Origin of the sequence: Burkholderia sp. AU28863, from assembly GCF_002223195.1 — a bacterium.
Taxonomy (GTDB): Bacteria; Pseudomonadota; Gammaproteobacteria; order Burkholderiales; family Burkholderiaceae; genus Burkholderia; species Burkholderia sola.
In genome coordinates this window covers 247,544-260,768 of the sequence record NZ_NKFE01000004.1, presented here as the reverse complement: position 1 = coordinate 260,768, position 13,225 = coordinate 247,544, and the positions used below count along the sequence as shown (strand labels likewise).

Sequence of the window (13,225 nt, the reverse complement as noted above, 5' to 3'; positions counted from 1 at the left end):
ATCATGCTCCCGAGCGGCCGAACAGCGCGCGTGTCAACAACGGACGATTGCGCACGCGCAACCAGAAAATGAACGCGACGATCGCCGCGACGAGCACATGCAGGCCGACCAGACCGACACCGAACGACATCTTGCCCTGCTCGATCTGCGCCTGCACGACGTTCAGCAGGTTCGAGTACGTGAGGTAGATCAGCACGGCCATCACGAGGTTGATCGTGCGGCTGCGGCGCGGGTTCTGGTACGCGAGCGGGATGCCGAGCACCATCAGGTTCAGCGCGATCAGCGGCAGCCCCGCGCGCCACGCGAATTCCGCGAGGTTGTCGCGCGTCGGGTTGCGCAGCAGGTCGGGCGTGGGCGTGCTGTTGGTGGTCTGCACGTTGACGACCGGCTTGCTCGTGATCTTCACGCCGTAGCGCTCGAACTCCATGATCTTGAAGTTCGGCTGGCCGGGCGTGCCGTCGTAGCGGCGGCCGTCCTCGAGGACGACGAAGCGATCGCCGTCCTTCGAGGTTTCCGTATGGCCGGTTTGCGACACGACCACGTTGAGCTTGCCGTTTTCCGTCGACGTGACGAAGACGTTCTGCACCTTGCTCTGGTCAGGCGACATCTTCTCGATGAAGAACACGCGATGATTCGCGGCCGATTCGCGGAACTGGCCCGGCGCGAGCAGCGAGATTTCGTCGCGCTGCTGGAAGCGTGCCTTGATCATCTTGCTCTGCTGGTTCGACCACGGCCAGCCGACGAACGCGAAGAACGTGATCAGCAGGATGATCGGCGCGGCGAACACGCCGATCGGCTTGATGAGGCGCGTGAGGCTCACGCCCGACGCGAGCCACACGACCATTTCGGAGTCCCGGTACCACCGGGTCAGCACGAACAGGATCGACACGAACAGCGTGACGACCAGCATCACGGCGAGATAGCCGATCACGGTCAGGCCGATCAGCACGAGCACGTCCCGCGGATCGATTTCGCCGGACGCGGCGTAGCCGACGATGCGAATCATCATCGTCGTGAGCATGATCGTGAGCAGCACCATGAACACGGCGCCAGCCGTATACGCAAGCTCGCGCTGGAGGGAGCGTTCGAAGATCATTCTTGATGAGAAGAGGGCGGGAGGCTGCGCACGCGTGGTGGGGCGCTCGCGCCGCCACGGGAAAAATAGCGGATAATTGCGGCTTTCATCCTTAGCCCAGATTTTATCCGAGGACAAGCGCGATGGACTTTAGCATAAAAGGCTGTGATTGGAGCAAAGGCGAGGCCAAGGGGTTCCTGACCGGGAAGTCCGACTGCATCGTGCTCGGCATCTTCGAGGCGCAGACCCTGTCGGGCGCGGCGCTCGACATCGACACGGCCACCAAGGGGCTGATCTCGCGCGTGGTGAAGGCCGGCGACATGGACGGCAAGCGCGGCAAGACGCTGTTCCTGCATGAAGTATCGGGCATCGGCGCGTCGCGCGTGCTGCTCGTCGGGCTCGGCAAGCAGGATGCTTTCAATCAGAAAGCCTACAACGACGCGGTGACGGCCGCGTGGCGCGCGCTGCTGGCGACCAAGGTCGTCCAGGTCACGTTCTCGCTCGCGCAACTGCCGGTCGACGAGCGCAGCTCCGACTGGGGCGTGCGCGCCGCGATCCTCGCGCTGCGCAACGAGACCTACCGCTTCACGCAGATGAAGAGCAAGCCGGAGCCGGCGTCGCACATGCTCAAGCGCGTCGTGTTCAGCGTCGACCCGGCCGACGAAAAGGCCGCCAAGGTCGCGATCAAGCAGGCCGTCGCGCTCGCGAACGGGATGGATCTGACCCGCGACCTCGGCAACCTGCCGGGCAACGTCTGCACGCCGACCTATCTCGGCAACACCGCGAAGAAGATCGCGAAGGATTGGGGCCTGAAGGCCGAAGTGCTCGGGCTCAAGCAGATCCAGGCGCTGAAGATGGGGTCGTTCCTGTCGGTCGCGCGCGCGTCGGTCGAGCCGCCGCAGTTCATCGTGCTGCACTACCAGGGCGCCGCCGCGAAGGCCGCGCCGGTCGTGCTGGTCGGCAAGGGCATCACGTTCGATACGGGCGGCATCTCGCTGAAGCCGGGCGAAGGCATGGACGAGATGAAGTACGACATGTGCGGCGCGGGCTCGGTGCTCGGCACGATCCGCGCGGTCGCCGAGATGGGCCTGAAGATCAACGTCGTCGCGATCGTGCCGACCTGCGAGAACATGCCGGGCGGCAACGCGACGAAGCCGGGCGACATCGTCACCAGCATGAAGGGGCTGACGATCGAGGTGCTGAACACCGATGCCGAAGGCCGCCTGATCCTGTGCGACGCACTCACCTATGCCGAGCGCTTCAAGCCGGCCGCCGTGATCGACGTCGCGACGCTGACGGGCGCGTGCGTGATCGCGCTCGGCGCCCACAACAGCGGGCTGTTCTCGACGAACGACGCGCTCGCGGGCGAACTGCTCGACGCGTCGCGCGAGGCGAACGACCCGGCATGGCGCATGCCGCTCGACGACGAGTACCAGGATCAGCTGAAGTCGAATTTCGCGGATCTCGCGAACATCGGCGGCCGTCCGGCCGGCGCGGTGACGGCCGCGTGCTTCCTGTCGCGCTTCACCGAAAGCTATCCGTGGGCCCACCTCGACATCGCGGGCACCGCATGGAAGGGCGGTGCCGCGAAGGGCGCGACGGGCCGTCCGGTGCCGCTGCTCGCGCAGTTCCTGATCGACCGCGCCGGCCAGTGATGGCGGGGCAGACGACGCTGCGGGTGGGCGGGCGATGACGCGGATCGATTTCCACTCGAACGTCGGCGATTCGCTCGCGTACGCGTGCCGGCTGCTGCGCAAGGCCTATCTGGCCGGGCAGCCGGTCGTCGTGCTCGCCGAGCCCGCGCGCCTGCGCGCGCTCGACGAGCGGCTCTGGACGTTCTCGCCGCTCGATTTCATCCCGCATTGCGGCGTCGACAGCGAGCACGCGGCCGGCACGCCGATCGTGCTGGCCGCCGATCTCGACCGCGCGCCGCATCATCACGTGCTGCTGAACCTCGGCGCGACCGTGCCCGCGCAATTCGCCCGCTTCGAGCGCCTGCTCGAAGTGGTCGGCAACGCGCCGGACGAGCTGGCCGCGGGCCGCGACCGCTACCGGTTCTACCGCGACCGCGGCTACGCGCTGAACAACTACAAGCAGGGCGGCTAGCCGCAACCGTCGACGGAGTGTTCCCGTGACAGAAGCCGATTCATCCTCGATCCCGACGCTGACCGACGTGCTGGTGCCCGGCAAGCCGGCGCGCTCGCTCGCGTCCGCCGCTCCCGGGCCGCACGACGGCGCGGCGATTCCGGTGCTCACCGACGTGATCGCACCGGGCGCCGCCGCTGCCGTGCCCGCCGAATCCCGTCAAACCGAAGCCGACCCCGATTCCGTCGTGGTCGAACCCGTGTCGACGCCGCACGTGCCGGCCGTCGAACTGCCGGGCGACGTGGCGACGGCCGCCGCCGCGGGCGACACCGATGCGCCGGCCGAACCCGGCGCATCGGAGCACGTGGTCGCCGAAGAGGCGGCCGTGATGACGGCGCCGCTGCGCTCGTCGCTGGTCGATGACGACCTGCCGCAGCACACGTTCGCCGCGATTGCGCGCGAAGTGGCCGAGCACGCGCCCGACGCGGCAATGCCGGAGGCGGTCCTGCCGAGCGCAGCGCCGCAACCGGAAGCACAGGCCGCCGCCGCGCTGACGCCGGAAGATGCGCAGCACATCGCCGAACGGCTTCGCCATCGCCTGACGAACTATCTGACCGGGCCGGGGCGCGAGGCCATCGAAGCGCGTTGTCGCGATGCGCTGCACGAGCATTCGGCCTGGCTGGTCGGCCAGGTCACGCGCGAAGTCGCCCTCGCGCTGGAAACCGAGGTGATGGACTGGGTGCGCGATGCGGTCGATGAAGAGATCGCCCGCCGTCGTGCCGGTCATTCCGGCTGAACGGCAAGCGTTTGCGGCGGGGAAGAAGAGGGGGCGGCCCGGTCAGGGGCCGCGAAGCCGGCGGTGATGCGCCCGGTCGGGCGGTGCGCGGTTGCCTGCCTGCCACGCGTTGCACACGGCGTCGGTGCGTCGCGCGGGCAGCCGATTCAGCGAACCGACAACACCCATTGGGCGAGCGTACGTGCTTCGGTGCTCGTCAGTTGCGTATTGGCGGGCATCGGCACGCTGCCCCATACGCCGACGCTGCCTTTCACGATCGATTGCGCAAGATAATCGGCGGCGTCGTTGCGGGTCGCGTACTTGCCGGCGATGTCGTGGAACGACGGACCCATCAGCGGCTTGCCGATCGCATGGCAGGCCATGCAGTTCTTGCGCTGCGCGAGCGCGAGCCCGTCGGTCTGGTCGGCGCGCGCCGCCGCCGCGCCGCCGGCCAGCAGCGTCGCGAGCAGCACGCGCAATATCGTCTGTTTCATGCGGTTCTCCGCCGGCGGGGACGGCCGGCTTCATGGTCCGCGCATTATAGAAGCAAAGGGGAAGCACGTTTTGCGCGTTCCCCCAGTGGCCCGTTTATCGGGGATGCATGCGTGGGTGCGTCTGCATCAACCGGTGACCGCCCCCTGGTTGGCCGGCCGGGCGAGTGCCGCGAATTTCGCGAGCACGCCGCGCGTATAGCGCGGCGCCGGCTGCCGCCACGCGGCGCGGCGGCGTGCGAGTTCCGCATCGTCGACGTTCAGCTGCAGCAGCAGCCGGTGCGCGTCGATCGTGATCGAATCGCCTTCCTGCACCAATGCGATCGTGCCGCCGACGAACGCCTCCGGCGCGACGTGGCCGACCACCATGCCCCAGGTGCCGCCCGAGAAGCGGCCGTCCGTGATGAAACCGACTGACTCGCCAAGCCCCTTGCCGATGATCGCGGAGGTCGGCGCGAGCATTTCCGGCATGCCGGGGCCGCCCTGCGGGCCAAGGTAGCGCAGCACGAGGATGTCACCCGCGCGGATCCGGTCGCCGAGGATCGCGTCCATTGCGCTCTGCTCGTCGTCGAACACGCGCGCCGGGCCCGTGATCACCGGGTTCTTCAGGCCGGTGATCTTTGCGACCGCGCCGTCTTCCGCCAGATTGCCCTTCAGGATCGCCAGATGGCCTTCCTTGTACAGCGCGCGGTCGATCGGGAAGATCACGTCCTGATCCGCGCGCGGCACGGCCGGCACGTCCTTCAGCTCGTCGGCGATCGTGCGGCCGGTGATCGTCATGCAGTCGCCGTGCAGCAGCCCCGCGTCGAGCAGGATCTTCAGCACCTGCGGAATCCCGCCGGCCCGATGCAGGTCGGTCGCGACGTACTGTCCCGACGGCTTCAGGTCGCAGATCACAGGCACGCGCTTGCGGATGCGCTCGAAGTCGTCGATCGTCCAGTCGACCTCGGCCGCATGCGCGATCGCGAGATAGTGCAGCACCGCGTTTGTCGAGCCGCCGGTGGCCATGATCACCGACACCGCGTTCTCGATCGACTCCTTCGTGATGATGTCGCGCGGCTTCAGGTCGCGCTTCACGGCCTCGACCAGCACGCGCGCCGATTCGGCGGCCGAATCGACTTTCTCCTGGTCGGGATTCGCCATCGTCGACGAATACAGCAGCGACATCCCGAGCGCCTCGAACGACGAACTCATCGTGTTCGCGGTGTACATCCCGCCGCACGAACCCGAGGTCGGACACGCGTTTTTCTCGACGCCTTCGAAATCCTCCTGCGACATCCGGCCCGCGGTGAATTCGCCGACGGCCTCGAACGACGACACGATCGTCAGGTCGCGGCCTTTCCAGTTGCCCGGGCGGATCGTGCCGCCGTACACATAGATGCCCGGCACGTTCAGGCGCGCGAGCGCGATCATGCCGCCCGGCATGTTCTTGTCGCAGCCGCCGACCACCACCACGCCGTCCATCCACTGGCCCTGCACGCAGGTTTCGATGCAGTCGGCGATCACTTCGCGCGACACGAGCGAGTACTTCATCCCTTCGGTGCCCATCGACATGCCGTCCGAAATCGTCGGCGTGCCGAAGATCTGCGGGTTCGCGCCGGCCGCCTTCACGGCGTCGACCGCCGCGTCCGACAGCCGCTGCAGGCCGGAATTGCACGGCGTGATCGTCGAATGGCCGTTCGCGATGCCGATCATCGGCTTGTCGAAATCGTCCTTCTGGTAGCCAAGCGCGTAGTACATCGAGCGGTTCGGCGAACGGGCCACGCCTTGCGTGATGTTTTTAGAGCGGCGGTTGTACGACATGGGGAGCTCCATCGTTGTTTTGACGACGCCGGCGCGAACGGCGCGCCGGGTGGATCAGTCAAGCATGGAGTTTCCGTTCTGGGATGTCCAATATATTATTTGTCGCCTATTAAGTCGTTTTACGAATGAGTGGAGTATGGCCGATCCGATCCCCGACCTGCGCCAGTGGCGCTATTTCGTCACCGTTGCCGACGAACGCCATTTCGGCCGCGCGGCCGAGCGCCTGTCGATGACGCAACCGCCGTTGTCGCAGGCGATCCGCGCGCTCGAGGACGTGCTCGGCGTCGCGCTGTTCGTGCGCACCAAGCGCTCGGTCGCGCTGACGGCGGTCGGCGCGGCGTTGCTGCCGGAGGTGCGCCGGCTGCTGGCGTCGGCCGATGCGCTGCCGCCGCTGGCGCGCCGGCTCGCGCGCGGCGAGGCCGGCTCGCTGTCGCTCGCGTTCGTGTCGACCGCCGATTACGGGCTGCTGCCGTCGTTGTTGCGTGCGTTTGGCGCGCGCTATCCGCAGGTGCGGCTGCAGCTCACTGAAGCGACGAGCGACGTGCAGATCGACGAACTCGTCGCCGGGCGCATCGACGCCGGGCTCGTCATTCCGCCCGTGCCGCCGCGCCACGCGGCCGGGCTGTCGTACCTGTCCGTGGTGCGCGAGCCGCTGGTGGTCGCGATGCCGGCCGGGGCGTCCGACGCGCCCGAGGACGAGCCCGTGCAGCTCGCCGACGTCGCCGCGTTGCCGCTCGTGATCTTTCCGCGACGTTTGGCGCCCGGCTTTTATGACATCATTACGGGCTGCTACGGCGCGGCGGGGGAAACCCCGCGCATCGGCCAGGAGGCGATCCAGATGCAGACGATCGTCAGCCTCGTGTCGGCCGGCATGGGCGTCGCACTGGTGCCGCAATCGCTGCGTAACCTGCGGCGCACCGGCGTGGTCTACCGGCCGCTCGCCGGTCACGCGCCGGTCGTCGAGACGGGTCTCGTTTGGCGTACCGGCGACGTCAGCCCCGTGCTCGCCGGCTTCATCGACGTCGTGCGCGCGCAGGGTCCGGCCGCGTGACGTGAACGATGGCGCGCGGGCGCCGTCCAACGCGCGGTCCTGCACGTGTGCGACGGCCGTACCGTATTCGAAAACTTCTCCGCTAACCCATGATCATTCACCCGAATTTCGACCCCGTTGCGATCCATCTCGGGCCGCTGGCCGTGCGCTGGTACGGCCTCATGTATCTTGTCGGCTTCATCGCGGCGATCGTCGTCGGCCGGGTCCGCCTGAAGCTGCCGTATGTCGCCGCGCAGGGCTGGACCGCGAAGGACATCGACGACATGATGTTCTACGGCGTGCTCGGCACCGTGCTCGGCGGCCGGCTTGGCTACGTGCTGTTCTACAAGGCCGATTTCTACTTCTCGCATCCGCTCGACGTGTTCAAGGTGTGGGAAGGCGGCATGTCGTTTCACGGCGGCTTCCTCGGCGTGACGCTCGCGATGATGCTGTTCGCGTGGCAGCGCAAGCGGCACTGGCTGCAGGTCACCGATTTCGTCGCGCCGATGGTGCCGTTGGGGCTCGCAGCGGGGCGGCTCGGCAATTTCATCAACGGCGAGCTGTGGGGCCGCGTGACCGATCCGACGGCGCCGTGGGCGATGCTGTTCCCGGGCGCGATGCGCGACGACGCGGCATGGCTGCCGAAACACCCGGCACTCGTCGAGAAGTGGCATCTCGCCGACGTGTTCATGCAATACCAGATGCTGCCGCGCCATCCTTCGCAGCTCTATGAAATCGCGCTCGAAGGTATCGCACTGTTCTTCGTGCTGTTCCTGTTCGCGCGCAAGCCGCGGCCGATGGGCGCGATATCCGCGCTGTTCCTGATCGGTTATGGCGTTGCACGTTTCACGGTCGAGTTCGCGCGCGAGCCCGACGACTTCCTCGGTCTGCTCGCGCTCGGCCTGTCGATGGGGCAGTGGCTGTCGCTGCCGATGATCCTCGCGGGTATCGCGCTGATGGTCTGGGCGTATCGCCGCCGCGCGGCGAACGCGAATGCGGCTGCTTGAAGTGGCTGCATGAGGTGGCGGCATGAGGTGGCTGCATGAGCTCGCTGCATGACGCGGTATCGATGTACGCGTGATCGGCGCATGCATCGGCTGTCCGGACGCACATAAAAAACGCCGGCCTTCGGGCCGGCGTTTTTCGTTTCCGACAACGGCGCGATGCGCGTTACTTCATCTGCACGGAGCCGTTGACGGTGACCGACACGGTGGCCTTGCCGCCTTCGACCGCGATCGGCGCACTCATCTTCGCGCTGTCCATCGGCGCCGCCGCCATCGCCATCATGCGCGGGTACGGCTGCACGTTGCGGCCGCTGCCGACGTTCACGTCGCGGATCGTGTAGCTGCTGTAGCCGAACGCCTTCGCGGCTTCGTCCGCGCGGGCGCGGAACGACTTGATCGCTTCGGTCGTGAGCTTCTGCTCGGCCGTCCGCTGCGCTTCCGGCGACAGCGAGAACTCGACGTTCGCGACCTGCATCAGGTTCGACAACTGGCCGGCCAGCTTCGACGCCGCGGCGAAATCGCGCGATTCGAGCGCGACCTCGGTGCGGCCGCGCCATGCGGAGATCTTGCCGTCGCGATCGGTGCTCGGATACACGGAGAACGCGCCCGTGTGTGCGGTGACGCCCGACACGCCCTTCGCCTGCGACAGCGCCGCATCCGCGCGCTGGTTCAACTGCGCGGTGAGGCTGCCCGGGTCCTTGGCCTGCTGCTCGTAGAACAGCGTGATGTGGATGATGTCCTGCGGCACGTCGGCGCTGGCCTGCGACGAAAGCGACAGCACGCCGGCCGGCTCCGGAAAGTGCGGGTTCGCCGTTTGGGCATGCGCGGCGGGCGACGCGAGCGTCAGCGCGACGGGAATGGCGGCGGCGAGGGCGAGCGACAGCGCGAGAGCGGATTTCTTGGTCATTGTTGGACTCCTTGTGCGAGGGCGCGCACGCGGATCACGCGTGCGCGACGCGGGCGTACCGCGCGACGAAAAAGAACGACGGCCGGCCCGATCGGCCGACAGCGGTTGCTTAGGCCGCGCGAAAGCGCCGCGAGTTCCGTGACGGCGGTGCGTACTGACCAGATTTGACCTTTTGGCCGACGCCTACTTCATCAACTTTTCGGTGATGAATCGCCATTCCGCGCGCGTGACGGGCGTGATCGACAGCCGGTTGCCGCGGGCGAGCACGCGCATGTCGGCGAGTTCGTCGTGCTCGCGCAGCGCGGCGAGCGGCACGAGCGGCGACTTCTTCACGAAGCGCACGTCGACGAGCAGCCAGCGCGGGGCTTCCCGCGTCGATTTCGGGTCGTAATAGGGGCTTTTCGGATCGAACTGCGTGGGATCGGGGTAGGGCGTGGACGACACTTCGGCGAGCCCCGCGATACCCGGCTCGGGGCAACTCGAGTGATAGAACAGCACGCCGTCGCCGATCTTCATCGTGTCGCGCATGAAATTGCGCGCCTGATAGTTGCGCACGCCGGTCCACGGCAGCGAGCGCTGCGGTGCGTTGGCGAGATCGTCGATGCTTGCTTCGTCCGGTTCGGACTTCATCAGCCAGTATTGCATGGTCGTGATCGACGCAGAAGGGGCTGCTGCAAAAGGAAACGGCATCGGGAGTTCCCGATGCCGTTGGATAGGCCCCCGCCTTGGCCGCTAGGCCGGCATCCTGAACCTGAGGTTCAGAATTGGTCGCAGTTAGCAGCACTTCGGGTACATCAGACAGAGTGACGCGCGCGCCCGTGCTACAAATTTCCGCAACCGTGCACATGGCATTGGTTCAAGGAATATATGACCTTGGCGAACCAGGCAGGGAAGCTGACTGAACTGTGTTTCGATGCGCCAATTTGACCACCGTTGACCGTCGAGATCAAGCGGAATCGACGCATCGTTTGAAACGTTACTGCGTCTCGTGCTGTGCGAGCACCGCGCCGAGCTGTTCGTTCATCTGGTGCATTGTACGACGGATTTCCTCGGCCGGAAATGCTTCACCGTGCCGCACGCTCGTTTGCAACCGCAGCAATTCCGACGCAAGCGACAGCGCCGCCATCACCGCGATGCGATCGGTGCCGCGCACCGAGCTGTTCGAGCGGATTTTCGACATTTCGGCGTCGACGCGCGCGACCGCTTCGAGCAGCGCCGCTTCGGTCTCGGCCGAACAGGCGAGCCGATAGGCCTGACCGAGAATCGAGACTTCGATCTGCTTGGTGCTCATGCATGTTCTCCGTGGCTGGCCGCGTCATCGCCATCCGTGCGCGCCTGCGCATCGAGCAGGTCGAGCTGGTTGTCGGCTTGCTCCGCGCTCTTCGAGCGCGGCAGCTTTTCGAGAATCGCGTTCAGTTTCACCTGGGCGTCGTCGATCTTCGCCGACAGCGTGTCGCGCTCGGCCGCGAGCGCATTGCGTTCGTCGCGCAGCTGCGTGAGTTCCGCGCGGACCGTGTCCGCTTCCGCGCGCAATTGCGCGACCTGCTCCTCGAGCGCGAGCCGTTCCGAGTGATAGCGCTTGTTCAGCGAAATCAGACGGCCAATATTTTGAGACAGGGTTTCGAGTTCGTTGAGCATTTGCTGCGTCCTCTAAAGACCCAGCATTTTAGCGCGGAATACCGCGCAATCCGACATCTGTAACGTTTCCAGTCGTAACACCCCTGCTTCTTGCCGCGAATGGACGCGTCCCGCGCGGCTCCGGACGCTTCCTTGACGCTCGCGCGACCGGCTCCTAAACTGGCGCCGCCTCGGTGCTCGCGCGCAGGACGCGCGGTTAAACGGGAAGCAGGGTGCGGGCTCGAGGAGCGCGCGAACCTGCGCTGCCCCCGCAACGGTAAGCGGCCGCGTCGCGTGACGCAGGCCGGCTCGGGCGCGTTTCGCGTGCAGGTCGCACGCGGGCGCGGGCCACTGCGCGTCATTGCGCGGGAAGGCGAGCCGGACCGCCGCCAGCCCGGATACCGGCCGAGACGGGGAGCCCGCACGGGCTTCATGGCGCGCGGCCTGCGGGGAAGCGGGGCGTGCAATGTTTCACGGAACGTTCTTCGATGCCGACCCCAATCGTCCGCCACGCGCCCCTGTCGCGCGCGGCCGGCCACCGCAAGCGGAGGCGCCGCGTGTCGTGCGCACGGCCGTGCGCGGCATGAGCGCGGCACGCGCCTTCGCGATCTGGGCCGCGCTGGCCGCCATGGTCGCGCTGCTGTTCGTCGCGTCGCTGTCGATCGGCAGCGTGCCGATGTCGCCGTGGCAGGCGCTCGCGTCGCTCGTGCCGCACGGCGGCGATACCCTGTTTGCCGATATCGTCCGGACGCTGCGCCTGCCGCGCGCGCTCGCGGGTTTCGCGTGCGGCGCGCTACTCGCGCTGGCCGGCGCGTTGTTGCAGGTGCTGCTGCGCAATCCGCTCGCGGAGCCGTACGTGCTGGGCGTGTCCGGCGGCGCGGCCGGTTTCGCGCTGGTCGCGATGATCGCGGGCGGCGCGTGGTGGCTCGTCGACGCATCGGCGTTCGCCGGTTCGCTCGTCTCGGTCGCGCTCGTGCTCGGTCTCGCGAGGCGCGAGCTGTGGCGCGGCGAATCGCGCGACGCGTCGCCGCGGCTGCTGCTCACAGGGGTCGTGATCGCGGCGGGGTGGGGCGCGCTCGTCACGCTGTTGCTGTCGCTCGCGCCCGACGCGCGGCTGCGCGGCCTCATCTTCTGGCTGACGGGCGACCTGAACGGCGCGACGGCGCCGTGGTTCGCGTGGGGCGCGCTGCTGCTGAGCGCATGCGTCGCGTTGCCGGCCGCGCCGCAACTGAACGTGCTGCTGCGCGGTGACGCGACCGCGCAGGCGCTCGGCGTGCCGGTCGCGCGCCTGCGCATGCGGATCTATCTCGTCGCGTCGCTGGCCGCCGCGGCCGCGGTGACGACGGCCGGGACGATCGGCTTCGTCGGCCTCGTCGTGCCGCATGCGTTGCGGCTCGCGTTCGGCAACGACCAGCGGATGCTGCTGCCGGCCGCGATGCTCGCGGGCGGCGGTGGCGTGATGGCGGCCGACCTGCTCGCGCGCACCGCGATCGCGCCCGCGCAGTTGCCGGTCGGCGCCATGACCGCGTTGATCGGCGTGCCGGTGTTCCTGTGGATGTTGCTGAGGAGACCGATGCGATGACGGGCGCCGCACCGCACGCCGCTGCCGGCGACATGCGCTACATGGCCGTCGACCTGACGCTGAAGGCCGGCGCGCGCACGCTGCTCGACCGCTTCACGCACGCGTTCCGCCCCGGCGAGATCTGGTGCGTCGCCGGGCCGAACGGCGCGGGCAAGACGACGCTGCTCGCCACGCTCGCGGGATTGCAGCCGCCCGCCGGCGGACACGTCGAGATCGACGGTCGGCCGCTTGCCGTGTGGCGCCCCGAACAACTCGCGCAGCGCCGCGCGCTGATGCCGCAGCAACTGCACGATGCGTTCAGCGCGACCGTGTTCGACACGGTGCTGCTCAACCGCTTTCCGTATCTCGGCGGCTGGGGCTGGGAGCGCGACGGCGACCGCGCGGCCGCGCGCGCCGCACTCGCGACGTTCGACCTGAGCCCGCTCGCGTCGCGCGACGTGATGACGCTGTCGGGCGGCGAGCGGCAGCGGGTCGCGCTGGCCGCGACGCTGTGCCAGGATGCGCCGCTGATGCTGCTCGACGAACCGCTCGCGCATCTCGACCTGCATCACCAGATCGACTGCCTGACCGCGCTGGCCGCCTGGCTCGCGGCGGGCCCGCGCACGGTGATGTTTTCATGTCACGACCTGAATCTCGCGCGGCGTTTCGCGACGCATGCGCTATTGCTCGACGGCCGCGGCCATGCGTGGGCCGGCCGCGTGCACGACGTGCTGACGCCGGAGCGCGCGAGCGACGCGTTCGGCTATCCGCTCGTGCTGATCCGCGAGAACGGCCGCGATGCGCTGCTGCCGGCGTGGCCCGCGCGACAATGACCTTTCCCGTTCCGACTTTTCCGATGCGCGGCGCATGCCGTGCC

At 67.8% G+C, this 13,225-nt stretch carries 14 protein-coding genes, 1 other RNA gene and 1 riboswitch; of the genes, 7 read left to right on the top strand and 8 right to left on the bottom strand.

Annotated features, from left to right (window positions below; all coding sequences use genetic code 11):
• Position 1: 1 nt before the first annotated feature.
• Entirely contained in the window at positions 2–1,096 is a 1,095-nt protein-coding gene (lptF, locus tag CFB81_RS12700) for an LPS export ABC transporter permease LptF (protein ID WP_069620391.1), read from the bottom strand.
• 122 nt (positions 1,097–1,218) lie between these two features.
• On the opposite strand from lptF, the gene CFB81_RS12695 reads away from it, so the two are divergent.
• The 3 genes from CFB81_RS12695 to CFB81_RS12685 are packed head-to-tail and all read left to right on the top strand — an operon-like array spanning position 1,219 to position 3,956.
• The gene (locus CFB81_RS12695) at positions 1,219–2,730 is read left to right on the top strand and encodes a leucyl aminopeptidase (RefSeq protein WP_089435484.1); all 1,512 of its coding nucleotides are present in this window, start codon (positions 1,219–1,221) and stop codon (positions 2,728–2,730) included.
• 34 nt (positions 2,731–2,764) lie between these two features.
• The gene (locus tag CFB81_RS12690) at positions 2,765–3,181 is read left to right on the top strand and encodes a DNA polymerase III subunit chi (RefSeq protein ID WP_050012070.1); all 417 of its coding nucleotides are present in this window, start codon (positions 2,765–2,767) and stop codon (positions 3,179–3,181) included.
• Between the two features lie 25 nt (positions 3,182–3,206).
• Entirely contained in the window at positions 3,207–3,956 is a 750-nt protein-coding gene (locus tag CFB81_RS12685; RefSeq protein ID WP_089435483.1) for a DUF2486 family protein, read from the top strand.
• A gap of 146 nt (positions 3,957–4,102) precedes the next feature.
• On the opposite strand, the gene CFB81_RS12680 is transcribed toward CFB81_RS12685, so the two are convergent.
• Together CFB81_RS12680 and ilvD are read right to left on the bottom strand one after the other, a co-directional pair.
• Entirely contained in the window at positions 4,103–4,429 is a 327-nt protein-coding gene (locus CFB81_RS12680; protein WP_069620388.1) for a c-type cytochrome, read from the bottom strand.
• 126 nt (positions 4,430–4,555) lie between these two features.
• Entirely contained in the window at positions 4,556–6,229 is a 1,674-nt protein-coding gene (ilvD, locus tag CFB81_RS12675) for a dihydroxy-acid dehydratase (protein WP_069620387.1), read from the bottom strand.
• A gap of 136 nt (positions 6,230–6,365) precedes the next feature.
• Between ilvD and CFB81_RS12670 the strand changes: the two genes are divergently transcribed.
• Both CFB81_RS12670 and lgt read left to right on the top strand, forming a co-directional pair.
• Positions 6,366–7,280 (top strand): LysR substrate-binding domain-containing protein, encoded by a 915-nt coding sequence (locus CFB81_RS12670; protein WP_089435482.1) that lies wholly within the window; start codon positions 6,366–6,368, stop codon positions 7,278–7,280.
• Positions 7,281–7,369: 89 nt separating this feature from the next.
• Positions 7,370–8,266: a prolipoprotein diacylglyceryl transferase gene (lgt, locus tag CFB81_RS12665; RefSeq protein ID WP_069620385.1), complete on the top strand. Its 897-nt coding sequence runs from the start codon at positions 7,370–7,372 to the stop codon at positions 8,264–8,266.
• Between the two features lie 163 nt (positions 8,267–8,429).
• Here lgt and CFB81_RS12660 read toward each other — a convergent pair whose 3' ends face one another.
• The 5 genes from CFB81_RS12660 to CFB81_RS12640 form a co-directional block, all read right to left on the bottom strand.
• A complete protein-coding gene (locus CFB81_RS12660; RefSeq protein ID WP_089435481.1) occupies positions 8,430–9,170 on the bottom strand; it encodes an SIMPL domain-containing protein in 741 nt (246 codons plus the stop codon).
• A gap of 183 nt (positions 9,171–9,353) precedes the next feature.
• Positions 9,354–9,815 (bottom strand): EVE domain-containing protein, encoded by a 462-nt coding sequence (locus CFB81_RS12655; protein ID WP_059576737.1) that lies wholly within the window; start codon positions 9,813–9,815, stop codon positions 9,354–9,356.
• A gap of 68 nt (positions 9,816–9,883) precedes the next feature.
• Positions 9,884–10,065, bottom strand: a non-coding RNA gene (ssrS, locus tag CFB81_RS12650) — 6S RNA.
• A gap of 81 nt (positions 10,066–10,146) precedes the next feature.
• The gene (locus CFB81_RS12645; protein ID WP_011352906.1) at positions 10,147–10,461 is read right to left on the bottom strand and encodes a cell division protein ZapA; all 315 of its coding nucleotides are present in this window, start codon (positions 10,459–10,461) and stop codon (positions 10,147–10,149) included.
• Positions 10,458–10,808: an ATPase gene (locus CFB81_RS12640; protein ID WP_069620383.1), complete on the bottom strand. Its 351-nt coding sequence runs from the start codon at positions 10,806–10,808 to the stop codon at positions 10,458–10,460. The genes CFB81_RS12645 and CFB81_RS12640 overlap by 4 nt, the downstream gene beginning before the upstream one ends.
• A gap of 154 nt (positions 10,809–10,962) precedes the next feature.
• Positions 10,963–11,212, top strand: a riboswitch (cobalamin riboswitch).
• A 41-nt stretch (positions 11,213–11,253) separates the two neighbouring features.
• On the opposite strand from CFB81_RS12640, the gene CFB81_RS12635 reads away from it, so the two are divergent.
• Together CFB81_RS12635 and CFB81_RS12630 are read left to right on the top strand one after the other, a co-directional pair.
• On the top strand, positions 11,254–12,369 hold the full coding sequence (locus CFB81_RS12635; protein WP_089435480.1) for an iron ABC transporter permease: 1,116 nt from the start codon (positions 11,254–11,256) through the stop codon (positions 12,367–12,369).
• Complete coding sequence (locus CFB81_RS12630; protein WP_089435479.1) at positions 12,366–13,181, top strand: ABC transporter ATP-binding protein; 816 nt, start codon at positions 12,366–12,368, stop codon at positions 13,179–13,181. Before CFB81_RS12635 ends, CFB81_RS12630 begins: the two co-directional genes overlap by 4 nt.
• Positions 13,182–13,225: the final 44 nt, after the last annotated feature.

Excerpts from the sequence above, each read along its gene's own strand:
- CFB81_RS12635 (WP_089435480.1), top strand. The coding sequence starts at position 11,254 with ATGTTTCACGGAACGTTCTTCGATGCCGACCCCAATCGTCCGCCACGC.
- CFB81_RS12640 (WP_069620383.1), bottom strand. The coding sequence starts at position 10,808 with ATGCTCAACGAACTCGAAACCCTGTCTCAAAATATTGGCCGTCTGATT.
- CFB81_RS12660 (WP_089435481.1), bottom strand. The coding sequence starts at position 9,170 with ATGACCAAGAAATCCGCTCTCGCGCTGTCGCTCGCCCTCGCCGCCGCC.
- CFB81_RS12655 (WP_059576737.1), bottom strand. The coding sequence starts at position 9,815 with ATGCAATACTGGCTGATGAAGTCCGAACCGGACGAAGCAAGCATCGAC.
- CFB81_RS12695 (WP_089435484.1), top strand. The coding sequence starts at position 1,219 with ATGGACTTTAGCATAAAAGGCTGTGATTGGAGCAAAGGCGAGGCCAAG.
- CFB81_RS12690 (WP_050012070.1), top strand. The coding sequence starts at position 2,765 with ATGACGCGGATCGATTTCCACTCGAACGTCGGCGATTCGCTCGCGTAC.
- CFB81_RS12630 (WP_089435479.1), top strand. The coding sequence starts at position 12,366 with ATGACGGGCGCCGCACCGCACGCCGCTGCCGGCGACATGCGCTACATG.
- CFB81_RS12680 (WP_069620388.1), bottom strand. The coding sequence starts at position 4,429 with ATGAAACAGACGATATTGCGCGTGCTGCTCGCGACGCTGCTGGCCGGC.
- ilvD (WP_069620387.1), bottom strand. The coding sequence starts at position 6,229 with ATGTCGTACAACCGCCGCTCTAAAAACATCACGCAAGGCGTGGCCCGT.
- CFB81_RS12645 (WP_011352906.1), bottom strand. The coding sequence starts at position 10,461 with ATGAGCACCAAGCAGATCGAAGTCTCGATTCTCGGTCAGGCCTATCGG.
- CFB81_RS12670 (WP_089435482.1), top strand. The coding sequence starts at position 6,366 with ATGGCCGATCCGATCCCCGACCTGCGCCAGTGGCGCTATTTCGTCACC.
- lgt (WP_069620385.1), top strand. The coding sequence starts at position 7,370 with ATGATCATTCACCCGAATTTCGACCCCGTTGCGATCCATCTCGGGCCG.
- lptF (WP_069620391.1), bottom strand. The coding sequence starts at position 1,096 with ATGATCTTCGAACGCTCCCTCCAGCGCGAGCTTGCGTATACGGCTGGC.